Annotated in this window: 24 protein-coding genes and 1 pseudogene; 17 read left to right on the forward strand and 8 right to left on the reverse strand. The window is 71.3% G+C overall.

Annotation, left to right across the window (positions count from 1 at the left end; genetic code table 11):
- Positions 1–44: 44 nt before the first annotated feature.
- Positions 45–737, reverse strand: coding sequence for a Crp/Fnr family transcriptional regulator (locus ACIA8L_RS46020; protein ID WP_223097114.1), 693 nt, complete (start codon positions 735–737; stop codon positions 45–47).
- Between the two features lie 322 nt (positions 738–1059).
- On the opposite strand from ACIA8L_RS46020, the gene ACIA8L_RS46025 reads away from it, so the two are divergent.
- Both ACIA8L_RS46025 and ACIA8L_RS46030 read left to right on the forward strand, forming a co-directional pair.
- Entirely contained in the window at positions 1060–1944 is an 885-nt protein-coding gene (locus tag ACIA8L_RS46025) for a phosphotransferase enzyme family protein (protein ID WP_395914999.1), read from the forward strand.
- 33 nt (positions 1945–1977) lie between these two features.
- Positions 1978–2469, forward strand: coding sequence for a polyadenylate-specific 3'-exoribonuclease AS (locus ACIA8L_RS46030; protein WP_395915244.1), 492 nt, complete (start codon positions 1978–1980; stop codon positions 2467–2469).
- On the opposite strand, the gene ACIA8L_RS46035 is transcribed toward ACIA8L_RS46030, so the two are convergent.
- A complete protein-coding gene (locus tag ACIA8L_RS46035; protein ID WP_395915001.1) occupies positions 2419–2883 on the reverse strand; it encodes an ABA4-like family protein in 465 nt (154 codons plus the stop codon). The genes ACIA8L_RS46030 and ACIA8L_RS46035 overlap by 51 nt on opposite strands.
- Positions 2880–3812, reverse strand: coding sequence for a hypothetical protein (locus tag ACIA8L_RS46040; RefSeq protein ID WP_395915003.1), 933 nt, complete (start codon positions 3810–3812; stop codon positions 2880–2882). The genes ACIA8L_RS46035 and ACIA8L_RS46040 overlap by 4 nt, the downstream gene beginning before the upstream one ends.
- A gap of 91 nt (positions 3813–3903) precedes the next feature.
- Between ACIA8L_RS46040 and ACIA8L_RS46045 the strand changes: the two genes are divergently transcribed.
- From ACIA8L_RS46045 to ACIA8L_RS46100, 12 genes are all read left to right on the forward strand, one after another.
- Positions 3904–4542, forward strand: a complete 639-nt coding sequence (locus tag ACIA8L_RS46045) for a MerR family transcriptional regulator (RefSeq protein WP_395915005.1) — start codon at positions 3904–3906, stop codon at positions 4540–4542.
- Between the two features lie 121 nt (positions 4543–4663).
- Positions 4664–5692, forward strand: coding sequence for a 6-phosphofructokinase (locus ACIA8L_RS46050; RefSeq protein WP_395915007.1), 1029 nt, complete (start codon positions 4664–4666; stop codon positions 5690–5692).
- Between the two features lie 72 nt (positions 5693–5764).
- Complete coding sequence (proC, locus tag ACIA8L_RS46055) at positions 5765–6568, forward strand: pyrroline-5-carboxylate reductase (protein ID WP_395915009.1); 804 nt, start codon at positions 5765–5767, stop codon at positions 6566–6568.
- Between the two features lie 199 nt (positions 6569–6767).
- Positions 6768–7268, forward strand: coding sequence for a DUF2199 domain-containing protein (locus ACIA8L_RS46060; RefSeq protein WP_395915011.1), 501 nt, complete (start codon positions 6768–6770; stop codon positions 7266–7268).
- A 404-nt stretch (positions 7269–7672) separates the two neighbouring features.
- Positions 7673–8761 (forward strand): FHA domain-containing protein, encoded by a 1089-nt coding sequence (locus ACIA8L_RS46065; RefSeq protein ID WP_395915013.1) that lies wholly within the window; start codon positions 7673–7675, stop codon positions 8759–8761.
- A 411-nt stretch (positions 8762–9172) separates the two neighbouring features.
- Entirely contained in the window at positions 9173–10360 is a 1188-nt protein-coding gene (tuf, locus tag ACIA8L_RS46070; protein ID WP_395915014.1) for an elongation factor Tu, read from the forward strand.
- 69 nt (positions 10361–10429) lie between these two features.
- Entirely contained in the window at positions 10430–10906 is a 477-nt protein-coding gene (locus ACIA8L_RS46075; RefSeq protein ID WP_395915016.1) for a DsbA family protein, read from the forward strand.
- 131 nt (positions 10907–11037) lie between these two features.
- Positions 11038–12075: an acyltransferase gene (locus ACIA8L_RS46080; protein WP_395915018.1), complete on the forward strand. Its 1038-nt coding sequence runs from the start codon at positions 11038–11040 to the stop codon at positions 12073–12075.
- A gap of 78 nt (positions 12076–12153) precedes the next feature.
- Positions 12154–12969 carry a hypothetical protein gene (locus ACIA8L_RS46085; protein ID WP_395915019.1) on the forward strand — a complete coding sequence of 272 codons (816 nt, stop codon included), beginning with the start codon at positions 12154–12156 and terminating at the stop codon, positions 12967–12969.
- A 12-nt stretch (positions 12970–12981) separates the two neighbouring features.
- Positions 12982–14103 (forward strand): hypothetical protein, encoded by a 1122-nt coding sequence (locus ACIA8L_RS46090; protein ID WP_395915021.1) that lies wholly within the window; start codon positions 12982–12984, stop codon positions 14101–14103.
- Complete coding sequence (locus ACIA8L_RS46095; protein WP_395915023.1) at positions 14100–15575, forward strand: hypothetical protein; 1476 nt, start codon at positions 14100–14102, stop codon at positions 15573–15575. The genes ACIA8L_RS46090 and ACIA8L_RS46095 overlap by 4 nt, the downstream gene beginning before the upstream one ends.
- Positions 15572–16861, forward strand: coding sequence for an AAA domain-containing protein (locus tag ACIA8L_RS46100; protein WP_395915025.1), 1290 nt, complete (start codon positions 15572–15574; stop codon positions 16859–16861). Before ACIA8L_RS46095 ends, ACIA8L_RS46100 begins: the two co-directional genes overlap by 4 nt.
- An 88-nt stretch (positions 16862–16949) precedes the next feature.
- Here the strand turns inward: ACIA8L_RS46100 and ACIA8L_RS46105 are convergent, their stop codons facing one another.
- Complete coding sequence (locus tag ACIA8L_RS46105; RefSeq protein ID WP_395915027.1) at positions 16950–17249, reverse strand: hypothetical protein; 300 nt, start codon at positions 17247–17249, stop codon at positions 16950–16952.
- 431 nt (positions 17250–17680) lie between these two features.
- On the opposite strand from ACIA8L_RS46105, the pseudogene ACIA8L_RS46110 reads away from it, so the two are divergent.
- A pseudogene (locus tag ACIA8L_RS46110) lies at positions 17681–17725 on the forward strand (hypothetical protein); the annotation flags it as partial.
- A gap of 161 nt (positions 17726–17886) precedes the next feature.
- Complete coding sequence (locus ACIA8L_RS46115; protein ID WP_395915246.1) at positions 17887–18639, forward strand: IS30 family transposase; 753 nt, start codon at positions 17887–17889, stop codon at positions 18637–18639.
- A gap of 93 nt (positions 18640–18732) precedes the next feature.
- Here ACIA8L_RS46115 and ACIA8L_RS46120 read toward each other — a convergent pair whose 3' ends face one another.
- The 3 genes from ACIA8L_RS46120 to ACIA8L_RS46130 all read right to left on the reverse strand — a co-directional run bounded on the left by ACIA8L_RS46120 (position 18733) and on the right by ACIA8L_RS46130 (position 21876).
- The gene (locus ACIA8L_RS46120) at positions 18733–20547 is read right to left on the reverse strand and encodes an endonuclease/exonuclease/phosphatase family protein (protein ID WP_395915028.1); all 1815 of its coding nucleotides are present in this window, start codon (positions 20545–20547) and stop codon (positions 18733–18735) included.
- Positions 20510–21124 (reverse strand): winged helix-turn-helix domain-containing protein, encoded by a 615-nt coding sequence (locus tag ACIA8L_RS46125; RefSeq protein WP_395915030.1) that lies wholly within the window; start codon positions 21122–21124, stop codon positions 20510–20512. The genes ACIA8L_RS46120 and ACIA8L_RS46125 overlap by 38 nt, the downstream gene beginning before the upstream one ends.
- 362 nt (positions 21125–21486) lie before the next feature.
- Positions 21487–21876, reverse strand: a complete 390-nt coding sequence (locus tag ACIA8L_RS46130) for a hypothetical protein (RefSeq protein WP_395915032.1) — start codon at positions 21874–21876, stop codon at positions 21487–21489.
- 79 nt (positions 21877–21955) lie between these two features.
- On the opposite strand from ACIA8L_RS46130, the gene ACIA8L_RS46135 reads away from it, so the two are divergent.
- The gene (locus ACIA8L_RS46135; RefSeq protein WP_395915034.1) at positions 21956–23953 is read left to right on the forward strand and encodes a diguanylate cyclase domain-containing protein; all 1998 of its coding nucleotides are present in this window, start codon (positions 21956–21958) and stop codon (positions 23951–23953) included.
- On the opposite strand, the gene ACIA8L_RS46140 is transcribed toward ACIA8L_RS46135, so the two are convergent.
- Complete coding sequence (locus ACIA8L_RS46140) at positions 23950–24705, reverse strand: thioesterase family protein (RefSeq protein ID WP_395915036.1); 756 nt, start codon at positions 24703–24705, stop codon at positions 23950–23952. The genes ACIA8L_RS46135 and ACIA8L_RS46140 overlap by 4 nt on opposite strands.
- Between the last annotated feature and the right edge of the window lie 27 nt (positions 24706–24732).

Below are 24732 nucleotides of genomic sequence, written 5' to 3' on the forward strand. Positions count from 1 at the left end.
GCTGATCGGCCCACGGAGTCGGGCCGGTTCACATCGCGCTGCCGTCAGCGGTCGGTCATCCCGGCCCGCCGGCGAAGCGCTGTCAGGTCGGTGACCACGATGCGGCGGCCCTCGGTGCGCAGCCAGCCGCGGCTGGCGAACGACCCGATCGCCTGGTTGACGCTCTGCCGCGAGCCGCCGGCCATCTCGGCGAGCTGGCTCTGGTTGAGCTCGATCGTGACCATCGGGGCCGTGGTCTCGCCGGCCAGCCGCACCAGGGTCTTGGCCACCCGGCCCGGCAGGTCGAGGAAGACGTGGTCGGCGTTCTGCTCGGTGAGCCGCCGGATGAGCAGGCCGAGCGAGCGCATGACGGCGTCGAGGATGCGGGGGTTGGCGTGGACCAGCTCGATGAAGGCGTGCCGGGACAGGGCCAGGGCCTGGCAGTCCTCGATCGCCTCGGCCGAGGCCGAGCGGGCCGCGCCGTCGAGCAGGGACACCTCGCCGAGCGTGTCGGGGGGCCGGACGACGGAGAGGACCGCGCGTTCGCCGGTCGGCGCGGTCCGGAAGACCATCACCGCACCGCGCTTGAGCACGATGAGTGACTCACCCGGATCGTTTTCGACGAACAGCAGCTGGCCTTTGCGGTATGTCCGTGGCACCGCCGCCTGGATGACCCGTTGACGAACGTCGGGCTCCAGACCACTGAACATTTCCACACCGGTCAGTGCGTCGCCGGGATCTGGCAGCCGACCCTCCACGGTCAAACCCCTCCCGGTTCGGCGTTGATCGGACTCGGTACTCCGAGATCACGTTAGGTGATCACGAAGACAGTACGGAACTTCTACCAGATCATGACGTGCCTGTCGGAGTCTGTACATCCCCCGCATCGCTTCACCGACAGCGCCGCGCATGCGTCCGCAGGCAGGCTAGTGCCACCGCGCAAACCGCCGGGGAGCGGGGGGCACGGCGGGGGCCGCGACCGGGTCCGGGGTGGTGCGAGCACTCCGGGCCCGAGTGCTCTTTCCGGCCGGGTATTTCCGTTTTCCGGCACGGCGGAGCGTGACGGACGATAATGCCTCCGTGGCCGCCCCCGCCGCCGAACTGATGCGCACCGCCCTGCGCCGCAGCTGGCAGTGCAATCCCGGGCCGTGCATACCCCTGGGCCGCGATGCGTGGCGGGTCGAGATCGGCGGCGACCAATTCATCGGCAAATGGGTACCGCTGCGCCGAAGGTCCGGTCTGGAGGCCGGGCTGGCCGCGGCCGAGCACGTGGACGCGTTCGGCGTCGGGGCCGGGGCACCGGTGCGGGCGGCCGACGGCGCACTGACGGTGGCCGAGGGGGACGGTGTGGTGGCCCTCCTGCACCTGGTGCCCGGGCGCCCCCTGCACGGAGGCGACCCGCTGGACCGGCAGTGGTGGGGCGACACGCTCGGCGCCGCCCACCGGACCCTGCGCCGGTTCACGCATCCGCACCTGACGAAGTTCGACCCCACGGCCGCCGTCCCGCACGGCCCGCACATCGCGATCGAGCCCTGGCTCGGGCCGGCCCTGCGGGAGACGGCGGCCGCGGTCCGCCGGATCATGGTCACCGACCAGCTCACCTACGGCGTCCTGCACAACGACCCGCAGGCCGCCCACTTCCGCCTCGACCCCGCCACGGGCGCGGTCGGCCTGGTCGGCTGGTCCTCCGCCGGGACCGGCCCGCTGCTGGCCGACCTGGCCGCCGCGGTGCTCTCGGCCGGCGGCCCGGACGCCGCCGACGGGCTGGTCGACGCCTACCTGCGGGCCTCCCGCGTCCCCCGCGACGAGTGCGAGGCCGCCCTGCCCGCGCTGCTCTGCCTGCGCACGGCCGTGGCCGCGGCGGAGGCCGCCGGGTGCATCCACGCTGACGGCGGACGGCTCGACGATCACGCGGAGCTGACCCGGCTCGCCGTGCTGTACACCGAACTCGCCGACGCGCTGTGATCAGCTCCGGCCGGATGGTGTTGGATGGGCCCGGTGGCATACCGGTACTTCTACGACTGTGAGTTCATCGAGGACGGCCGCCTGATCGACCTCGTCTCGATCGGCGTGGTCGACGAGCACGGCCGGGAGTACTACGCGATCTCCACCGAGTTCGACGACTCGCGGGCCGTGTCCTGGGTGCGGCGCAACGTGCTGGACAAGCTGCCCTCGCCCGGCGACAAGGCCTGGCGTTCCCGCGAGCGCATCCGGGAGGAGCTGCTCGAGTTCCTGCTGGAGCCGCTGAAGAGCGGCGAGGCCACCGAGATCGAGCTCTGGGCCTGGTACGCCGCCTACGACCACGTCGCCCTGGCCCAGCTCTGGGGTGCGATGCCGGCCCTGCCCCGGGAGATCCCCCGGTTCACGAAGGACCTGCGGCAGCTGTGGGACGACGCCGGGCGGCCTCCGCTGCCGGTCGCGGAGGGCCGCCACGACGCCCTAGTGGACGCCCGCCACAACCTCGCCCGCTGGCACGTCATGCGCGGCTGACTTCCGCTTGGTCAGGCGCACCAGGAAGTACAAGGGAAGACCGATCGGTGACAGCAGGATGGTCAGGATCAGCAACGGGGCCATCAGCAGCGGGTGCAGGCGGCGGGCCCGGCTGTCGAGGTAGATCCAGCGCCCGACGAACAGGTCCCAGGCCAGCACCTGGGCCCACACCGCGGCCACCACGTCGTCGCGGGCCAGCAGTGCCTTCACACCGGCCAGGTCCGGGTTGAGCATCTCCCGGGCGAAGTCCGTGAAACTCGGCGCGATCGCGAACGCCCACACCACCAGGGTCGGCAGCACGATCAGCGGTGACGAGATGATCCGCTGGGTCCAGGTCCAGGTGGGCGCCAGAATCAGCAGGGCCCAGAACGGTACCGCCGCCAAAAATGCCAGTGAAAACAGCGTCTCGTTCATGCCATGACCTTCTCAGGGGTCGATGCGGCCGGGACCGCGGCCCACACCGCGCCGACGGCCGTCAGGACCAGTAGCACGGCCAGGGCCGAGAGGGTCAGCCCGTCCGGGTGGATCAGCGGCTGCCCGCGCAGCGCCTGCCAGGTGATCAGCACCGTCAGGCCCGCGTAGAGAAAGCCGAACATCCCGATCAGCCGGGTCCGGACCCGGGCGTCGCGCAGCCGCTCGATCCGCCGCCCGGCCAGCAGCAGCGCGAACGCGAACAGCGGCAGGGCCTGCAGCGCGTGCATGCCGATGAAGTGCCCGGCCCGCAGGTCGCCGCCGGTCGTGCTCCAGTTGACCAGGGGCAGGCCCGGGCCGCCGTCGGTGACGCCGACCGAGTGCGCGCCGATGATCGTCGGGTTGTCCATCTTGAGCTGGGCCGCGGTCGGCAGGGTCATGAGGAACCCGACGAACATGCCGCCCAGTGCGACGATGATCCCGAGCCGGACCGCGAGGGCGTTGGCCCGGTCCGGCAGGCGCTGCATGAGCAGCAGGATCGCGATGATGAGGGTGCACACCCAGGCGATCGCGATCGTCGCGCCCATGATGCTGAACAGGGTCGCGTCGAGCGGCGTCTGGTTGTTGAAGTGGCTCTGGTGCCCGCGGGCGGCCTGCCCGACGATGATCACCATCTCGATGAGCATCGTGGCGGCGATGATCGTGCCGAGCCACCAGCCGGCCCGGCGGCGCTTCTCCAGCAGCGGCAGCAGCCAGGCGATCGTGGTGGCGTAGATCGCGATCGACACCGCGAACTTGAGCGGCTTGAGCCAGATCGGCACGCCGACCAGCGTGCGGTCGTCGGCGAAGATGCCGATCAGGGCGGCCAGGGCGATCATGACCATGAGTCCGGCCACGGCGATCAGGGGGCGGTGAAGTTTCAGGACTTGCATCGTGCGCCTCCCGCGAGAATGGATAGCGGTGCTGTCCGCTATTGGGAAGGTACACTATCCATGTTGAAGATCGGAAGGTGGTTCGACGCCCATGCGCATCGCTGAACTGAGCCGGCAGACCGGTGTCCCCGTGCCGACGATCAAGTACTACCTGCGGGAAGGGCTGCTGCCGGCCGGCGAGCTGACGAGCCCCAACCAGGCCCGCTACGACGAGGGCCACGTGCGGCGGCTCCGCCTCGTTCGGGTGCTTCTGGACATCGGCCGCCTGCCGATCGCCACAATCCGTCAACTCCTCGAGGCGCTCGACGACGCCGACCCGGACGTGCACACCGTCCTCGGCCACGCCCTGCCGGCCTCGGTCGGCGGCAAGGACTCCGTCGATCCCGAGTCCGTCGCCGCGGCCCGTAAGCGCATCGACCAGCTCGCCCTCGACCGCGGCTGGCTGGTCGGCCCGCAGGCCGGTGCGCGGCAGGCGGCAGCGGAGGTGCTCGCCGCGTTTGAGCAGGTCGGAGCCGATGTCGGACTGCTGCTGGAGCAGTACGCGGACGTCGCCGAGACCATCGCCAAGCACGATCTGGACTTCGTCGGGCGGGCCGAGGGGCCGGAGGGGATGCTGTATGCGGCGGTCGTCGGCTCGATCCTCGGCGACTCCCTGCTGGCCGCGCTGCGGCGGATGACCCAGGAGCACGAGTCGGCCCTGAAGTTCGGAATCCGCGGGGACGACTGCTGAGGGTTCAGCCGGAGCGACTACAGTGCGCTGTGAATCGGCAGCGTCGCCATGAGCGGGTACCTCCGGCTCGACCGCGCCTGTTTCGCAGGTCGGGCACGCAACCAGGAAGGCAAGATCAAGCATGCGTATCGGCGTACTGACCGGGGGCGGCGACTGCCCCGGCCTCAACGCGGTCATCCGTGCCGTGGTCCGCAAGGGGATCTCCACCTACGGCCACGAGTTCGTGGGCTTCCGTGACGGTTGGCGTGGTCCCCTCGAGGGCATCACCCGTGAGCTCGGCATCGCCCAGGTCCGCGGCATCCTGCCGCGCGGCGGCACCATCCTCGGCTCGTCCCGCACCAACCCGTTCAAGATCGACGGCGGGGTGGAGAAGATCAAGTCGAACCTGGCCGAGCTGGGTGTCGACGCGCTCGTCGCGATCGGCGGCGAGGACACGCTCGGTGTCGCCAGCAAGCTCACCGACCTCGGCGTCAACGTCGTCGGCGTGCCGAAGACGATCGACAACGACCTCGGCGCCACCGACTACACCTTCGGCTTCGACACCGCCGTCAACATCGCCATGGAGGCGATCGACCGGCTCCACACGACCGCCGAGTCCCACCACCGCACCCTCGTGGTCGAGGTCATGGGCCGCCACGCGGGCTGGATCGCCCTGCACGCCGGCCTCGCCGGTGGCGCCAACGTGATCCTGCTGCCGGAGCGCAACTTCGACGTCGACCAGGTCGCCGGCTACGTCGAGAAGCGCTTCCAGACGCAATACAGCCCGATCGTCGTCGTCGCCGAGGGCGCCCAGCCGCTCGACGGCCAGATGACGGTGCTCAACCAGGAGCTCGACTCCTTCGGCCACGTCCGCCTCGGCGGCATCGGCCAGTGGCTGGCCGAGCAGCTGGAGGCCAAGACCGGCAAGGAGGCCCGCACGGTCGTCCTGGGCCACATCCAGCGCGGCGGCACCCCGACCGCGTTCGACCGGGTCCTGGCCACCCGCTTCGGCCTGCACGCGATCGACGCCGTGCACGAGGGCGACTTCGGCAAGATGGTGGCGCTGCAGAGCACCGACATCGTCCGGGTCCCGCTGCAGGACGCGACCCGCGAGCTGAAGACCGTCCCGGTCGAGCGTTACACCGAGGCTGAGGTCTTCTTCGGTTCCTGATGTCTGCACCTGGGGCCACCTCGGTGGCCCCAGGTTTTTTTATGGGCTCTTCTTTGGTGGGGGTTGGTCTGCATGCGCATCGTTGCCGTGTTCGGCGCTGGAAAACTGGGCGAGGTCCTGCTCTCGGGCCTGCTGCGGGCCGGCTGGTCCCCGGACCGCCTCATCGCCACCGCCCGCCGCCCCGACCGCGCCCGCGAACTGACCGAGCGCTACGGCATCCGCGTCGTCACCAACGAAACCGCCCTGCGCGAGGCCGACGTCATCACGATCGCCGTGAAGCCCCAGGACGCCGGCGTGCTGCTCGAGGACCTGGGCCCGAAGATGCCCGCCAACAAGCTGGTCGTCTCGCTGTGCGCGGGCCTGCCCACGTCCTTCTTCGCCAAGTACCTCCCCGAAGGCACCCCGGTCGTCCGGGTCATGACCAACACGCCGGCCCTGGTCGACGAGGCCATGACCGCCATCTCGGCCGGCAACTTCGCCACCGCCGAACACCTCCAGGTCGCCGAGGAGATGTTCCGCCCCCTGGGCCGCACGATCCGCCTCCCGGAAACCCAGCAGGACGCGGTCACGGCCCTCTCGGGCTCCGGCCCCGCATACTTCTACTTCCTGGTCGAGGCCATGACCGACGCCGGCATCCTGCTGGGCCTGCCCCGCCAGGTCGCCCATGACCTGATCGTCCAGACCGCGATCGGCTCCGCGGTGATGCTCCGCGAATCCGGCGAACACCCGGTCAAACTCCGCGAGGCCGTGACCTCTCCGGCCGGGACCACCATCAACGCCATCCGCGAACTCGAAAACCACGGCGTCCGCGCGGCTCTGCTGTCCGCCTTGGAAGCCGCCCGCGACCGAGCCCGCGAAATCGCCGCCCAAAGCTGAAACTGTTCTGCCGAATTCCGTCGTTGAGACGCTGCCCCCGCGATAAGTCGGGCGCTTCGCCCCGCGATAAGTCGGGCGCTTCGCCCCGCGATAAGTCGGGCGCTTCGCTCCGCGACTTATCGGATTTATACCCCGACAGCGGATATGTCGCATATGCGGGATTCTGCGACCCGAGTCGGCTGGGGACTACCATGCCGCGGTGACTGTTGTCTGCGAGTGTTGCGGCACGGATCTTGGCGATGCGCCGGCTGTGTGGGCGTTCTCCGCGCCGGACTACTGGGGTGCGCCCGAGGCGGGCGGGGAGTCGTTCCTCGAGGAGGAGCTCTGCTGCATCGACGCGCCCGACCTCGACGAGCTGCACTTCTTCATTCGCGGGCTGATCGAGGTGCCGGTGCGGGGACTCGACGAGCCGCTCACCTACAGCGTCTGGGTCAGCTTGAGCGCGGCCAACTTCCAGCGGGCGGTCGAGCGCTGGGACGATCCCGCGCGGGCCGATGAGCCGCCGTATTTCGGCTGGCTGTCGAACAACATCCCCGGGTACCTCGAAACTATGCAACTCAAGACCCGTGTGCATACTCGGGAGCCGGGCCGGCGGCCGCTCGTGGAGCTGGAGCCGACCGACCATCCGCTCGCCGTCGAGCAGCGCGACGGCATCGACGCCCACCGGCTCGGCGAGGTCGCGAAGGTCTGCGGCGGCTGAGATCTCGTTCATTCAGGCATTCACCGCTGTTGACGTCTCACCACGGTGATCTACCTTTTGTATACCAACAGTCACACAGTGCCTACCCGCGATGTGAGGGGCATACCCCCCGATGCCCCCGTCGCGGTACCGCGCCCGGCGGCTTCCCCAGCCTCCCCCCGAGGCTCGCCGAGTGCGCGGCGTAAGGCCCGCCGTCGACCGCAGAGGTGGTCGGCGGCGGCTTTGCGGCCCTTCGCCCGGTTGCGGAAGCCGCCGCCGTGGTCATCGCCGGAGCGATGCCGAGCGCCGCCGACGACGAGGCCGAGCGAGGCGCTGCCCGTGGCCTCGGTGGACCTCGGGTAAGAAGACGGAATGGGTCGTGCCGAGTTTTCGGTGTGGGGCCGCGGCTGAGGCAGAATGTTCCGGTGCGATTCGAAACGAGCCGAGCCCTTGACGCGATCGAGCGGCGACTGACGGTCGACCCCCTGGCCGTCGGCGGTGTCATCGACCTGGTGGAAGCCGCGCGCAGCATGGACCTCGACGGCGGGCGCCCGGCCGCGCTGCTGCGGCTCGGGTTGTTCGTCGACGCACTGAGTCGCCGGCTCGGTGACGGCAACACCGGGCTCTACGCGATCGCCGAACGCGGCGCCATGTCCGACACCGACTTCACGTCCAACGAACGCATGGTCCTGCGCCGCTGGTCCGACGACGGGCTCATCGAAATGCTGCCACCGGGTGCGCGGGTCAACGCGCGCGTGCGGGAAGTGGCGCACCTGACCGGGGTGCCGGTGATCACCCGCAACCCGCTGCCCGGCCATCCGGGCCCGGTCTACCTGACGACGAGCGCGCCCGGCGGGATGGACCTGACCCTGGCCCCGGCGACCGGCTCGACCCCGCGGCCGCACCCGGTCCTGCAGCGCTACTGGCGCTGCCCGGCCTCCGACTGCCCGGTCTTCGGCCGCCAGCCGGCTCCCGGCGCCGGCCAGGCCCCGCCGGCCCTGCCCAGCGGCGCGCCGCTCTGCCCCCGGCACGGCGAGCGCCTCATCGACTCCGGCCCCCGCCCGCCGGCGACCTCCCTCGCCGTGCGCATCAACGGCACCGTGCGCACCCGCTTCCCGGTCACCGCGGCCCGCCCGGTCGTGGTCGGCCGCGCCCCCGAAGACCCGGGCGGCATCACCATCGGCAACTGGCTGGACGACGAGTCGAGCCGCCGGGTGAGCCGCAACCACCTCCGCTTCGAGTTGCGCGACGGCATGCTCCTGGTCACCGACGTGAGCACCAACGGCGCCGCCGTCCTGGCCCGCACCGGCCCGACCGCCGCACCCCGCGAGGTCGAGCTGAGCCGGGGCGAGCCCAAGGCGATGGGGGAGTGGGACGAGGTCGAGATCTACCCGGAGATCACCCTCGGCCGCGCCGACCGCCCCCCGGCCGACGCCCCGACGGGCAGCGCCCCAAACTCCGTCATGGCCGACGCCCCGACGATGGCCCTGCGCCTGCCCCCTCCTCCGCGCTGACGATCCTGGGACTCTGACCGGCACTCATCGGCAGCGTTCTGGCCCGGCCGTCCGCCGGGGTATAAATCCGACATGTCGGGCTCAAGATACCCCCAGGGGGTATGTAAGCAACGCCACTCGTAAATGCGTTGCCGGTCCAGAGCATGCGAGCTACCTTTCCAACCGTGATCACGACGACCGCCCTTCTGGAGCACGGCCTGCTGGCCGGCTCGGCGGTCGCCTGGGCGACGGCGGCAGCGCTGGACGCGGCGCTAGAGGCCGGCCTGCGACGCTGACCCTCCTCCCGCAGCCTCATTGCGGAACCGACGGAGGAGGGTGAGCCGGCCGAGCCGGACCACCCAGAACAGTCCGGCCACAAAGGCCCAATGGTTCTGCGCATCCGAAGACCACAAATCCACTGTGGAGAGTCAGATGGCCAAGCAGGCATTCGCCAGGAACAAGCCGCATCTCAACATCGGCACGATGGGGCACGTCGACCACGGGAAGACGACCCTGACCGCCGCCATCACGAAGGTGCTCGCCGAGCGGTTCCCGGGTGTCAACCAGTACACCAGTTTCGAGGGGATCGACCGGGCGCCGGAGGAGATCACCCGCGGCATCACCATCAACATTTCGCACGTCGAGTACGAGACCGGGAACCGGCATTACGCGCACGTCGACATGCCGGGGCACGCGGACTACGTGAAGAACATGATCACGGGGGCGGCGCAGGTGGACGGGGCCATCCTCGTCGTCAGCGCCGTCGACGGGGTCATGCCGCAGACCCGCGAGCACGTGCTGCTGGCGCGGCGGATCGGGGTGCCGTACCTCGTCGTGGCCATGAACAAGGCCGACGCGGTCGACGACCCGGAGCTGCTGGACCTGGTCGAGCTTGAAATAAAAGACCTGCTCAGCGAGTACGGGTTCCCGGGGGACGAGATCCCGGTCGTCCGCACGAGCGCGCTCAAGGCCCTGGCCGGCGAGCCCGAGTGGGTGCAGTCGGTCGCGGACCTGCTCGACGCCGTCGACGAGTATGTGCCGCTGCCCGAGCGGGTGACCGGCGAGCCGTTCCTGATGCCCATCGAGAACGTGCTCACCATCACCGGCCGCGGCACCGTCGTCACCGGGTCGGTCGAGCGGGGCACGCTGGTGCTGAACACGCCCGTCGAGGTGATCGGGCTGGGTGACACCCAGTCCAGCGTGGTCACCGGGATGGAGATGTTCGGCAAGCAGCTCGACTCGGCTCAGGCCGGCGACAACGCGGCGCTGCTCCTGCGGGGCGTGCGCCGGGGTGACGTGCAGCGCGGGCAGGTTGTCGCGCTGCCGGGCTCGGTCGCGCCGCACCGGCGGTTCAAGGCCCACGTCTACGCGCTGACGACCAAGGAGGGCGGCCGGCACACGCCGTTCTTCGCCAACTACCGCCCCCAGTTCTACTTCCGCACCACGGACGTGATGGGCTCGGTGGACCTCGGCGACGTGACGATGGTGATGCCGGGTGACACGGTCGACCTGACCGTCGAGCTCGGCAAGCCGGTCGCGATGCACGAAGGCCTCGGCTTCGCCATCCGCGAGGGTGGCCGCACGGTCGGCGCCGGCACCGTGACCGAACTGCTGGACTAGCACGAAACGCGTTGCCCCTCAGGGGAAACCCTGAGGGGCAACACTGCGAAAATTGGGCAGACGATCGCCATGCACATCCAAGGAAGAACCGGCGCGCCGCTCACCCTGGTGGAGTACGGCGACTACGCGGACACCGGCACCGGCAACGCGTTCGGTGTCGTGGAGCGGCTGCAGATGCGCTTCGGCGACCGCCTGCGCTTCGAGTTCCGGCACTTCCCGCTCGTCGACGCCCACCCGCGGGCGATGCCGGCGGCGCTGCTGGCCGAGGCCGCCGCCGACCAGGACGCGTTCTGGGGCATGCACGCGCTGCTGCTCAGCCACCAGGACCGGCTCGAGGACACGGACCTGGCCCGCTACGCCGAACGGTTCGGACTCCCCGACACGGGCGGCACGCGGGCCCACCACGAACGGGTGGAGCGGGACATGGACAGCGGACACGAACGTGGCGTGTACGGCAGTCCCGTGTTCTTCGTCGGCGATCGGGTACATACGGGACCGAACGACTTCGCCGCGCTCAGTGACGCCCTGGACGCGTGGGGAAGGTGAGCAAGGGGTGAACCATCTCGATTGCCCGGCTGGTTACGGGGTACACGCACCTAGGATCTTTGAGAAGAAACACAGCCAATTTTGAGCTGAGAAGCGGTTGCCCCTAAGGGTCGCAGGGCAACCTGTAGGGGATGCGGAACCGGTACGTAGACCTCCTGCGAGCCGTCGCGATCATCCGCGTGGTCACTTACCACACGCTCGGATTCGCGTGGCTGACCGTCGCCTTTCCGGCTATGGGACTGATGTTCGCGCTTGGTGGCTCGCTCATGGCCGCCTCGCTCGACCGGTCCGGCGTGAAGGCGATCGGTCGTCGTATCCGTCGCATCGTCATCCCGTTCTGGGTCCTCGGTGTGTTCGCCGTCGCACTCATGTCGCTGTGGGGCGGCATGGAGCACACGTGGCGGACGCTGCTGTGGTTCATACCCCTCGACGACCCGCCCACGACCGAGAAGGGCGGCCTCTGGTTCAGCCAGATCTGGTACGTCCGCTCGTATCTGTGGTTCATCATCGCCTCACCGGTACTGCTCTGGCTGTTCCGCAAGTGGCCGATCCCGAGCGTGCTCGTGCCGTTCACGGTGCTGGTCATCCTGTGGGAGACCGGCTACGGCACCGGCGGCATGATCCGCGACTTCTTCATGTACGCGCCGGCCTGGATGCTCGGCTTCGCGCACCACGACGGCACGCTGCAGCGGATCTCCAAGAAGATCCTGTGGCCGGTGTGCCTGGTGATGGGCGGCCTCGGTCTCGCGATCCTCTACCACACGCCGGGCCCGCGCGGGTACGACATGAACGACGCCCCGATCGCGGACACCCTGTATTCGACGGCGTTCCTGCTGATCATGCTCAACGCCGCGCCGGCCGCGATGTCGCTCGGGATCGCCGAGCCGCTGGTCGAGGCGGTCAACCGGCGGGCGCTGACGATCTACCTGTGGCACGAGGCCGCGATCACGTTCGTCCGCCTGGTCGGCGTGTGGTGCGGCGTCAACCTGGTCGGCGGCTGGCACAGCACCTTGCAGTTCACGATGGTGGTGGCGCTCACGGCGGCGATGGTGCTCGCGTTCGGCTGGGTCGAGGATCTGGCCGCGAAGCGCAGGCCGCAGCTCGTGCCGACGCCCAAGCGGGTCATGATACCGAGGGTGATCGAGGAACCACAGCCAGTACCGGCATAGCAGTGTTGTAAAAAAGCAAGCGCGACACGCCGGGATTGGTTCCAGCAATCTCCAGCATGTGCCAGTTATCGTCCGTTTGTGTCCGAACCGATCACGGCTCCCAGCGAGCAGATCGAGCTGCTCGAGCGCCGGATCGACCGGCTGCGCGGCGAGCTTCGCCGCGCGGCCACCACGGGGGACAAGAACCAGGCCCGGGCGTTGCGGGCCGAGCTGCGCCGGGTCGAGCAGCAGTGGGACGCCGCGCTCGCTCATCTGGAAGAACAAAACGCTCCGGTGGTACCGCGCCCGCCCGCGGCCCCGCCGATCCTGTCCATCCGCGAGCAGGTGCATCACGCGTTGACGCTGCTCGCCGTGCCCGCCGCCCCGAAGCTGATCATCGCCGTCCACGACGCCTTCTTCCCCGGCGAGCTCGTGGCCGCCCGCCTGACCAGCCTTCGCCGCGACGAGGAGCGCTCGTTCAAGGTCGCGCCCTACAACCGGCCGTACTACCTCTGCCCGGCCCTCACCGCCGACCTCCTTTCCCCGGCGCGGGGCCTGCTGGCCATCTCCACCTGGCCGCTCGCCAGCCGGGTGGTCGGCCCGCTCAGCGCCCGCGTCGACTTCCTCATCGGCGCCATCAAGGTGGCCGAGCGGGTCGCCCAGCTGCCCGCCGACGCCCACGACGCGCGCCGGCTGCTGTGGCGCTTCGCCGCCGGCATCCCCGGCGCCGCGACCATCGGAGGCAGCGCCGACCCCGAGATGGTCGCCAAGCAAGCCCAGGCCGAGCTCGACGTGCACCTCGAGTCCGACACCGCGGACCGCGCCGCGGCAGCTTCCCGCGCGCAGGAACGGCTGGACGGGTCCGAGGCGCTCTTCGGTGCCCGGCTGCAACGCCTGCGCAAAACCGCGAACTGAGATGAGATCCCCATGGACGCACTGGTAGACCGGCTGGACCGCATCCGCGGCACCGTGGCGCCGCGCAACCACAACGCCCGCACCATCGCCGCGCTCACCAACAACCCCGGCTGCGGCCGGCGGGGGCTGATGGACGCGGCCGGGGTCAACAAGGGCGCCGTCGCCGGGCAGCTCGGCTTCCCGGCCGCCTTCGGCCAGTCGCGGTTCGCCATCGCCCGCGGCAACGCGTTCGAGGCCCAGGTCAAGGCCGACGGCGCGGCCGAGCTGCTGCAGCTGCTGCGGGAGCGGCTCGGGCTGGCGATCCCCGAGGTGGCCTACGACGACCTGTCCAACGTCGGCGGCAACGCCAGCCGCGAGGTCCGCTACGCCCGCACCCGCAGCCTCCTGGCCCGGGCGGCGGCCGAGCGCGACGACGCCGGCACCCTGTTCGACCACCCGATGCTGCGCCTGGACATCGCGGGCTACTTCGCCTATCTGGAGCCGGACCTCATCGCGTTCCGGGTCGGCGGCCGCTTCCACGTGGTCGAGATCAAGTCGTTCGCGGTCATCGACGGGCAGGCCGACCCCGGCAAGGCGGCCGCGGCGGCCAAGCAGTCCGCGGTCTACGTGCTGGCGATGCGCGAGCTGCTCGGCGAGCTCGGCTACCCGCCGGAGACCGTGTCGCACGACGTGGTGCTCGTCTGCCCCGAGAACTTCGCCAACCGCCCCACGGCCACCCTCGTCGACGTGCGCAAACAGCTCACGGTGCTGCAGCGCCAACTGTCCCGGATCACCCGCCTGGACAAGATCCTCGACGCGCTGCCGGCCGGGCTGTCGTTCGACCTGGCCTACGACTCGGACAACAACGCCACCCGGCCGCCGGACGAGCTGAACAAGGCGGTCAGCGCGATCGACGCCCGGTTCAGCCCGGACTGCCTCGGCTCCTGCGAGATGGCGTTCTTCTGCCGGTCCGAGGCGGCCGGCTCGACGTCCGCGCTGGGCCGGTCGATCCGCGACGACCTCGGCGGTGTGGAGAGCGTTTCGACGGTACTCGGACTGGCCCGCGGCACCCTGACGCCCGGCGCGGGCCAGGAGGAGATTGCCGGCCTGCTGCGGATGGCCCACCGCCTGCGGACCGAATGCCTTAACACGTGAGCGTGCTCACGGCGCTGGCGCGGGCCGAGGCGGTGGAGTCGGGCCGGGCGCAGTTGCTGACCACGGTGCGGCACACGCACATCGCGGCGCGCCCCATGGTGCTCGTCCCGCTGGCCCTGGCCGGCGAGGCGGGCGCGCCGCTGGCCGCGATGGTCGGCACCGAGCCGGACTCGCCGGCGCTGCTGGTCGTCGCGAACCCCCGCGACCGCACGCAGCGGTTCCAGTTCGTCGCGCGGCTGGCGAAGGAGCTGTTGCAGTACACCGAAAGCTGCTCCAAAACGGTGGACCCGACCGGCACCACGCGATTGCGCTATGCCGAGGCGCCCCAGGTGCTCGTGCCGAACCGGGGCGGTGTCGAGTTCATCCGGCTGCTCGGGCGTTCCACGCGCTTCCGGCGCACGTTCGGCCCGCATCCGGTACACCGGACCGTGCCTTTGCTCGGGCAGTGGCTCACGTTCCTGCGCGAGCGGGCCGACCACCCCGGCTCGGCGATGCTGCTGGCGGTGACCGAGGTCCTCGGCGAGCACTGGGCGACCGGCCAGAGTGGCCTCGAGGACGCCAACCTGGCCGCGCTCATGGGCTGGATCGACCCGCCGGCCGGCCTCGACGGCGCCGCCGCCGCGGAGCTGGCCGAGGACCCGCTGCGCTGGCCGCCGGCCGGGCCGAGCACCGACCCGACGTTCGACAACGAGATCCTGGCCCCGGCCCTGTCCGCCTACGCCCGCGCCGCCGACCCGCAGGCCCAGAGCCGGGCCGAGGCCGCGCTCGCGAACGCCCTGCAGGAGCAGCTCGAGCCGACCTGGCACCTGGTCTGGCGGGCGGTGGAGCTGCTGCGGGCCCGGCCCGCGGGCGCCTCCGTCGAGGCCCGCTGGGCGATCGACCGCGACGCGTTCACGGCCTACCACATGTCCCTCGCCGAGGGCACCGCCCTGCCGCAGCCCCGTCGGGACAGTGCCGTCGCCGCGGCCGGCCGGCTCGACCGCCTGGAGCGCGAGCAGGCCCGCTACGAGGCCCAGCGGGCCCTCGACGACCCGCTCATCATGGCCGAGTTCCGCCTCGCCGGTGAGGCGTTCACCGGCGTCGTCGTGTCCGCCTCGCCCAACCGCGTCGACACGTCCGGCAAGAAGGCGGCCCTGCGCCCGCACATCACCGTGCAGACCGACGACCCGGTGCGGGTCGATCCCGGTACCCTGCTCGTCTCCCCGGCCCGCCTGGCCCAGCAGGCCATGGTCGTGTCGGTGTCCTCGGTGGACGTCGTGCTGGAGCTGTCGAAGGGCATGGGCCGCTCGACCAAGCAGCCGGCCCCCGGCTCGGTCCCGGAGGTGGGGGAGACGGTGACGTACGGCCCGGTCAGCGACGCCTACCAGCCGCCCGGCCGGTTTCCGTCCCGGGAGGAGACCCCCTGGACCCACGGCGGCCCGCCGCCGGACTACCAGCCCAACGACATCGACGCCCAGGAGGACTGGTCGTGACCGTGATCGACGACATTCTGACCGACTTCGGGTCCGCCGTCGGCCGCGGCGTGGTCGTCGACTCCCCGCCCGGCGCTGGGAAGTCCACGCTGGTCGTCCGGGCCGCCCGGACCATGGCCGAGGCGGGCGAGCGGCTGATGGTCGTGGCCCAGACCAACGAGCAGGTCGACGACCTCATCGACCGCCTCGCGAGCCAGGCCCCCCAGGTCGAGATCGGCCGGCTGTCGGCGTCGACGTACAACCCGGCCCAGCGCGTCATCAAGCACGGCTCGGTCACCATCAGCGGCGCGGTCTCCGACGTCCAGACGTGCGCCGTCGTCATCGGCACCGCCGCGAAATGGGCCACGGTCACCGAGGGCATCTGGGAGCGGGCCATCGTCGACGAGGCGTACCAGATGCGCTCCGACATGCTCTTGCGCGTGGCCGGCCGCTTCGACCGCGGGCTGTTCGTCGGCGACCCCGGCCAGCTCGACCCGTTCTCCGTCGTCGCCGTTGAGCGCTGGGCGGGCCTGTCCTGGGACCCGATGCAGAGCGCGGTCGCCGTCCTCCTGCGGCACAACCCGGACCTGCCGCTGCACCGCCTCCCGGTCTCGTGGCGGCTGCCCCCGTCGGCGGCCGACGTGGTCTCGGCCGCGTTCTACCCGTTCACCCCGTTCCAGGCCGGGACCAAGCCGGCCGACCGCAGCCTGGAGTTCTCGGTCCGGGCCATCGGCGGCGACCACCACGTCGAGCAGACCCTCGAGACGGCCCGGCGCACCGGCTGGGCCTTGCACGAACTGCCGGCCAGACACACGGTCCGCACCGACCGCGAGGCCGTCGCCGCGATCGCCGACATCGTGGTCAGCCTGCTGCGGAGGGGCCCCATCGCGTACTCGGAGCACGCCCCCGAAGGCCGCCCGGTGACGGCCGAGCGGGTGGCCGTCGGCGCCGCCCACCGCGACCAGGTGGCCGCGATCCGCCAGGCCCTGGCCGACACCGTCGCCGCCGACGTGACGGTGGACACGGCCAACCGCCTGCAGGGCCGCGAGTATGACGTGACGGTCATCCTGCACCCGCTCTCCGGCCGCCGCGACGCGAGCGCCTTCCACCTGGAGGCGGGCCGGCTGTGCGTCCTGGCCTCCCGCCACCGCCACGCGTGCGTGGTCGTGGCCCGGGCCGGCATCGCCGAGCTCCTGGACACCCACCCGTCGGCGGAGCCGGTCCACCTGAACGTCCCGGTCCGCTTCCCCGACGGCTGGGAGGCCAACCAGGCCATGCTCGCCCACTTGTCCACAGTGGATGCTTGAGCTCGGGCGCCGGCTTCCTCGCGCGGACAAGCCGCGGCCCCGCACCGGTCGGATCGGTACGGGGCCGCGGCCATTGCGGGAGAGGAGGTTACCGCTTGACTCGTTGCTTCACGCTCTTGCTGGTGCGTCGCAGGGCACGCATCGCCCGCTGCCGAGGCGTCTGACTCGCCTTCCGGCGGCGCACGACCGCCACCACCGCCACGACGACGGTGGCGACTCCGGCCGCGGCGGCGGTCACCAGTGGAACGGGTCGACGCCGAGCCACGTCCTTGGTCTGCTCGGCCAGTTCGGCCGCGCTGTCCTTGGCCTTGGTGGACAGGTCACCAACCGTGCTTCCGAAGTCCTTGCGGGTCTCGGTCACACTTCCGTTCGCATGTGTCACGCTCATCGCTGCCCCTTTCTCTCTTGTTCCAGGGTTGCCCACTGGGGCGAAAGATCAATCACGATCTGGTGAAGCGTCGCTCGGGATGCTGAAATTTCCCGACATGTCGGGCACTACGTGCCGCAACATGTTCGGACATGTCGCCCAGCCCCGGTTTCAAGGGATCGTTGCAACACCTGACCTGATCAGGGGTTGCTGTGTTCAAGATCCGGGAGAATCGTCGTCCGCAGGGGTGTTGGCCGTTGCTGGTGGAGCGTGCTGCGTATTTGGAGCTCGTTGGGCGGGGTGTGCGGACGGGTGTGGCGTGTGAGTTGGTCGGGATTGCTCCTTGGACGGGGTGGCGGTGGCGTAAGGAAGCCGCCGCGGCGGCGGCTGCTGTGGCGGCGCGGCCGCCGGTGGTGGTCTCGGCCCGGTACCTGTCGCTGGACGAGCGGATCGTGATCGCCGGCCGGCTGCGGGCTGGTGTCTCGCAGGCGGCGATCGCGGCTGAGTTGGGCCGGCCGCGGTGCACGATCAGCCGCGAGGTTCGCCGCAGCCAGGACCCCGATGATGGGTATCAGCCGTTCGCGGCGCAGCAGCGGGCCGAGCGGCGCCGCCCCGGCCGACAGCGCGGAAGCTGGCCGGGAACCCGGTCCTGCGGGAGCTGTGTCAGGACCTCCTCGCGGCCTGGTGCAGCCCGGCGCAGGTCAGCGCCCGGCTCCGCCGCGACTACCCCGACCGGAACGAGCTGCGCGTGTCCCACGAGACGATCTACCAGGCGTTGTATGTCCAGGGCCGGGGCGCACTGCGCCGGGAACTGGCCACCGCGCTGCGGACCGGCCGGGCCGTGCGCCGGCCCTGCACCACCACCGGGCGGCCATCGCGGTTCGTCGCGCCGATGTTGATGATCAGTGACCGGCCCGCCGAAGCCGACGACCGCGCCGTGCCCGGGCATTGGGAAGGCGACCTGCTCATCGGCAAAGACGGCCAGTCCGCGATCGGCACCCTCGTGGAACGGGCCACCCGCTACGTCCTGCTCGTGCACCTCGGCGATCGCGGCCGCTCCGCCGAGGTCGTTCGCGACGCCTTGCTGGACACCGTCGCCACCTTGCCGCAGCACTTGAAACGGTCCCTGACCTGGGACCAGGGCGCCGAAATGGCGTTACACCACGAGTGCAGCCTGGCCGCGGACATGCCCGTCTACTTCTGTGACCCGCACAGCCCCTGGCAGTGCGGGTCGAACGAGAACACCAACGGCCTGCTCCGGCAGTACTTCCCCAAAGGCACCGACCTCGCCGGGCACAGCCCGGAACACCTCACCGCCGTCGCCGACCAGCTCAACGGCCGGCTCCGGCAGACCCTCGGCTGCGACACCCCAGCCGAACGCCTCCACCAAGTCCTCACCGCTACCACGTGACCACGCTGTGTTGCAACGACCGCTGGAAACCGCCAGCGCTACTTATATCCGATAAGTCGTGGCGCGCAGCGCCCGACTTATCGGCCACCAGGGCTACGAGATCGCGAGCGTGGCCGCGACGAGGGCGTGGTCGGAGGTGACGGCACTGCCGACGTGCACGTCGGTGCAGGTCAGGCCGCGGACCAGGACGTGGTCGATCTCCTCCACCGGATGGTCGGCCGGGAACGTGGGGACGGGGCGGAAGGGAGCGAACCCGTCGGTGTAGCCGGCGGCCGCGAACCCCTGCAGCGACGCGCTCCCGGGTGTCACGTTGAGGTCGCCCGCGATGAGCGTGGGCCGGGTGCCGGCGAACCTGGTGGCGAAGGCCGCGATCTCGCTCGCCTGCACCAGCGGCTCGGAGTTCGGGGGCGGCTGGATGTGGGTGGAGACGACGGCGAGTTCGCGGCCGTCGACGGTGATGATCGCGCCGAGGGCCTGCGCGCCGGTGGGGGCGCCGGCGGCGGTCAGCGGCTGGGACTCGACGGCGCTGACCGGCAGGTTGGTCAGGATGGCGTCGCCCCAGACGGCGTCGGCGGCGGGGCCGAAGTAGTAGCGCATGTGCAGGAGCCGGGCCAGCACCGCCAGGCCGTCGTGGCCGCCGTTGAGCAGCCAGGCCCGGTCGACCTCGGAGAGCACGACGATGTCGGGTCGCGTGGCCGAGATCGCGGCGGCCACATCTGCCGGTCGATAGGTCCCGTCAAGCCCGAAACCCATGCGGATGTTGTACTCCACGAGCCTGATCGCCCCCGCGCGTCCCCCGGTGGCGGGCGACGGCGGCACCCGGACGGACGCCAGCGGCACCAGACAGGCGGCGACGGCGAGCACCCACCCGATGCGCGGCATGCGGACGGTCACGGCTCCCCGCGACCGCAGCAGCGCTCCGGCGGGGACGAGGGCGACCGCGACCGGCACCCACTGGTTCGGGAACCCGATGTCGTAGGCCGCGTAGTAGGCGATCGCCGCCACCGCGAACACCAGCATCCCGAGCGCGGCCCCGAACCGGCCGCCCGTGCCGGTTGAGCCGAGCCGCAGGGCCAGGGCCAGGGACGGCGCCCCGAGCAGCAGCGCGAGCCACAGCGGCGCGGGCGCGGCGAAGTCGTAGGAGAAGCAGCCCGCGGACCCGACGAGCAGGACGGTGGCGACGACGCGGGCCACCGGACCGGACGGCACCCGGCGCGCGTACGTCACGGCCAGGAACGCGAACGCGGCGATCCCGAGCGCGAGTGGCGGGACGAGGAACGGCGGGGTGGAGGCGTAGCCGGCCGAGCCGTAGGAGGCGGCGACGGTCGCGACGGCGGGGGAGAGGGCGTACATGCCGGTCAGGAGCAGCGCCGGGCCGACGAGGAGCCATCCACCCCCGACGGTCGCCGCCGGGTCCGGGCGGGTCAGGAGCAGCGGCACCGCCAGTACCGATATCAGGGGTAAAGCCAGCCACCAGGGCCGCCAGCTCAGGTCGACGGTCCCGAGGGCGGCGTGCTCGAGGGCGGACGCGGCGAGCCCGAGCGGCACGCCCGGCACCACCGGCCCGCGGACGGAGGAGAGCCAGACCAGCCCGGCCAGCAGGGTGATCGAGGCGGTGTAGAGCTGGGCCGGCCCGCCGTGGACGAACACGAGCGCGAGGCGGCCGAGCACCAGGATCAGGACGGGAACGATCGGCTTGATGAACCGGATCGCGGGGACGGCCGCGACGCCGGCGACGAACCACGCGAGCGCGAACGCCCCCATGAGCTCGGCCGGGGTCGAGGCCGCCTGCCCGAAGATCGTGATGATCGACGGGAGCCACACCCGCAGGACATCGAGCAGCAGCAGGATGCCTGCGGCAATACCGAGGTCAGTCCTCCCGGACCACGACCTGGACGGCGGCGTCATCGTCGAGACGATAGCCGACGCCGCGGACGGTGGCGATGATGCGAGCGGCGTCACCGAGCTTCACGCGGAGCCGGCGGACGTGGACGTCGACGGTGCGCTCGGTGCCGACCATGTCGTAGCCCCACACCTGGCGGAGCAGCTGGGCGCGGCTGAAGACGCGGCGGGGGTGCTCGCACAGGAAGAGGAAGAGGTCGTATTCGCGGCGGGTCAGCGCGACCGGGGCGCCGTCCTGCAGCACGAGCCGGGAGCCGGTGCACAGATAGAGCGACGGGGCGTCGGGCGTGGACCGGCCGATGCGCTTGACCTTCGGGTCGGCCGGATTGAGCGCGTCCGCCGCGGTCTCCTCGGCCGGCTGCTCCACGAGGCGGAGATTGCGGGCCGGGGCGGAGGACGGCGTGCGCGGCAGCGGGGCCGTGCGCTGGATCTGGGGCCCGGCCTGGCTGGCGGCGAGCGCTTCGAGGTCGCTCAGCAGGCGGGAGGCCTCCGGTGGGAGCTCGTCGCCGTTGAGGGTGATGTGGACGGTGATGGTGACCACGGAAGGCGCGACGTCAGGCGCGCCCACGACCGAAACGGCCATTTTTAATCCTCTCGAAAACCTTCTGAATGAACGCCGATATCAACCGGGGGTCACTCGACAAAGGCCGTCGAAATGGTGCTCGCGGCGGGATATCCACATCGGATCAAGCTGCACCTCAGGGCACATGGCACCGACCTTACCAGGTACGTCACATGAAGCGACAGCCGTGTTACGTGCCGCACAGAATAGATCGTCACTAATTCGTCAGACGTTTTGGCGCGGTATTCACCGGCAATTCACGATACCGGTACGCAGATAACTTTGCGTGAGCCGCCCGTCGCGGTCAACCGCTTCTCATATAGTGGAAGATCGCGGGTGTGGATACGAAAAAGCGTGGCGGAGCCACCTCTAAATCCTACCGGCTAGGTAGAGTCGTGACGTCCGCCATATGAGATCGTGGCCCGCAGCTGGCCCGGGCTCACAATACTCGCACCCAGCTCCGTCACCCTCTGCCGCAGCCCGCGGTCAGATGTCACGACGATGACGGGCCGATGACGCACATTGTCGCGAACGATCGCCACAATGTGATCGTCGCCCGAATGTGGGGCCGCCTCCACGGGTACGCCCGCGATCGACGGCACACCCCGCGCCGCCCCCTCCACGACGAGGGTGATGTCGCCGGGCAGTGCGGCCGCATCCCGCGCGGCGAGGGCGTCGCGCAGCCGGGTCGCGGCCCCGGCCCGGTCCCGCCACCAGCCGTCCGGCACCGATCCGACCACATTGGCCCCGTCGACGACGATGAGCGGCTCCATGTGTCGAGTGTTACCCACCGGGTGCCGCAATCCCCTCAGCCGGTACCCGCCGGGGCCGATGTCGGCGTCGGAGGGCGCTATGGAAACGATGCGGGAGACGGCGGGTGTCACCCTGCGCGCGATCCTGCGGTACGTGCGCGCCCGGGGCGGCGACGGCGCGGTGCGGCTGATGCTGGGCCTGGCGGGGGAGACGGAGCCGCCCGAGGCCTACGACGACGCGCGCCGCTGGTGGTCCTACGCCACGAAGGTCAACGTCCTCGAAGCCGCGGCCAAGGTGCTGGGCGACCCGGCCGTCGGCCTGCACGTCGGGCAGTCGGCCCTGTCGTACAACCGCAACCACCCCCTGCGCCTCGGCCTGCTGCTGCTCGGCGGCCCGGCCCAGCTGCTCAAGGTGATCGCGACCACGAGCGCCCGCTTCAACACCACCGCCGACCTGGCCATCGTGTCCTCCGGGCGCGGCACCGCGACCGTGCGGTTCCAGCTGCGCGCCGGCTACCGCCCGTCGCGCTTCGACTGCGACTACACCCGCGGGCTGCTCACCCAGCTGCCGGTCCTCTACGGCCGCGCGGCCGCCACCGTGGCCCACGACGAGTGCCAGGTCGACGGGGCCGAGGCCTGCATCTACACGGTGCGCTGGCGGTCGCGGCGGTGGCTGCGCCGGCGCACCGAGGAGCCGGTCGAGGACGCCGCGGGCGACGTGCTGGCCGGGCGGATCGAGCTGCTGCAGCGCACCGTCGCCGAGCTGGTCGCGGCCGAGCGGCCCGAGCGCGCCCTGGCCGTGGTCGCCGAGCGGGCCCGGCACGCGGTCGACGCGGAGGCGTTCCTGCTCGTGGCCAGCCCCGCGCCGGGCGCGCCCCGGCAGGTGCACGGCTACGGGCTCAGCGACTCCGAGATCGAGGTGCTCGCCGCGTCCCCGCCGACCAGCTTCGCCGGCACGCTCGTGGTCGACATCGCGGCGCCGGAGCGCTATTACGGGTACCTCGTCGCCTTCTGCCGCGACTTCTTCGACGCCGAGCGGCGGATGCTCGACGCCTACGCCAACCTGGCCGCCGTCGCCCTCGACGCGCTCTCGGCCCGGGCCGCCGCCGCCGACCGGCAGCGCTTCGCCGACAGCCTGCTCGACCTGGCCCGCCGCCTGACGGCGGCCCGCACCGCGACCGAGGTCGCCGAGGTCACCGCCGAGACCGTGCGGGCCGTGATGGCGGCCGACTCGGCCAGCGTGCTGCTGCTCAGCGGCGACCGGCTGCGCCTGGCGGCCAACGCCGGCGGCGGCGAGGCGCGCGAGCGGCAGGCCCGCCGGCTCGCCGTGGCCCGCGAGGACACGGCGCTGTTCGAGCGCTTCCAGGCCGGCAGCGGCCGGGCCCGCGTCTACGACCGAAGCTCCACCGACCTGTACATCCTGGGCCTGCTCGACACCTTCGGCCACGACACGATGCTCATCGTGGACATCGCGCTGCCCGGCCACCCCTTCGGCATCCTGGTCGCGGCCTATGACACGCCGCAGCACACGGCGAAGGCCCGCGAGACGACGGCCCGGATGCAGGGCATCGCCGACCAGGCCGCGACCGTCCTGCGCACCTGCGAGCTGTTGGAGGCCAACTGGCGCCTGGCCCACGTGGACGCCCTGACCGGCCTGGCCAACCGGCGCGCCTTCCTGGCCGCGCTGGACCTGGCCCTCGAGGCCGGCGACGGTGCGGTCCTCCTCGTCGACCTGGACGGCTTCAAGGCGGTCAACGACGCCCTGGGCCCGGCCGCCGGCGACGAGGTGCTGGTCGCGGTGGCGGCCCGGCTGAGCGGCTGCGTCCGCCCCGGCGACCTGGTGGGCCGCCTGGGCGGCGACGAGTTCGCGGTGCTCACCCACGGCGCGGGCGGCGCGGCCGGGGTCCCCGAGCTGGCCGCGCGGGTCGAGTCGGCGTTCGCGGACCCGATCACGGTACTGCCCGGCCCGCCGATCGAGGCCCGGGCGAGCGTGGGCGGCACCCGCTTCACCGCGGCGGAGGAGAGCCGGGTCGTGCTGCACCGGGCCGATATCGCCATGTGCGCCGCGAAAGGCCGGACGGCTCCGGTCCTGGGTTAGCTCTTGCGGTGGATGGCCAGCTGCGTGGCCTGGGCGACCACGCGGCCGGTGGAGTCCCAGACCTCGCACACCTGGTCGAGCTGACTGTCGGTGACCATCCGGGCGTGCTGGCGCACCCGCAGCGGGCCCGGCGCCGGCAGCCCGCGCACGTAGGCGGTCAGCTCCAGCGTCGGCGTCCACCCGCTGCTGCCCAGCGTGAACGTCGCCGGCGGGAAGGCGTCGACCGCATACAGCAGGGAGAACGCGTCGAACGGCGTGCCGTCGGCGAAGCTCAGCCAGCCCCGCAGGTCGCCGGGGCCGGCGGTGAGGTCGATCCGCTGGTCCACCATTTCCAGCATCGTGATCCGGACCCCGGCGCCGGGTGGCTCGACCGGCGTGCGGGGCAGCGTGTCCCGGTCGGCGACGGCCGGTGGTGCGGCCGCGACGAAGTGGGGGTCGCCGGCCGCGGCCAGGTCGCCCAGGGTGAACAGGGCCTCGACGCAGGTGCGGCCCTGCTGCGTGAGGCGGGCCCGGGCCTGGCTGAACGAGCGGCCGTCGCGCAGCGCCTCGACCTCGACCGCGGCCGGCCCCGGCGCGGGCGGCGAAAGGTACACGGCACTGGCGCTGAGCGGGTGCGGGTGGGCCGTCGTGACCGCGGCCCGGGCCAGCAGGGCCAGCAGGTAGCCGCCGTTGGGGCGGCCGCCGACGGTCCACTGTGGATCGAGCTCGGCCGCACCGGCCGAGACCGCCGTCGCCTCCGTGAAACCGGCCACCGGGCCCTCCTTCTGCTTTGATGAATC

This window comes from Dactylosporangium sp. NPDC051541 (assembly GCF_044454505.1).
Taxonomy (GTDB): domain Bacteria; phylum Actinomycetota; class Actinomycetes; order Mycobacteriales; family Micromonosporaceae; genus Dactylosporangium.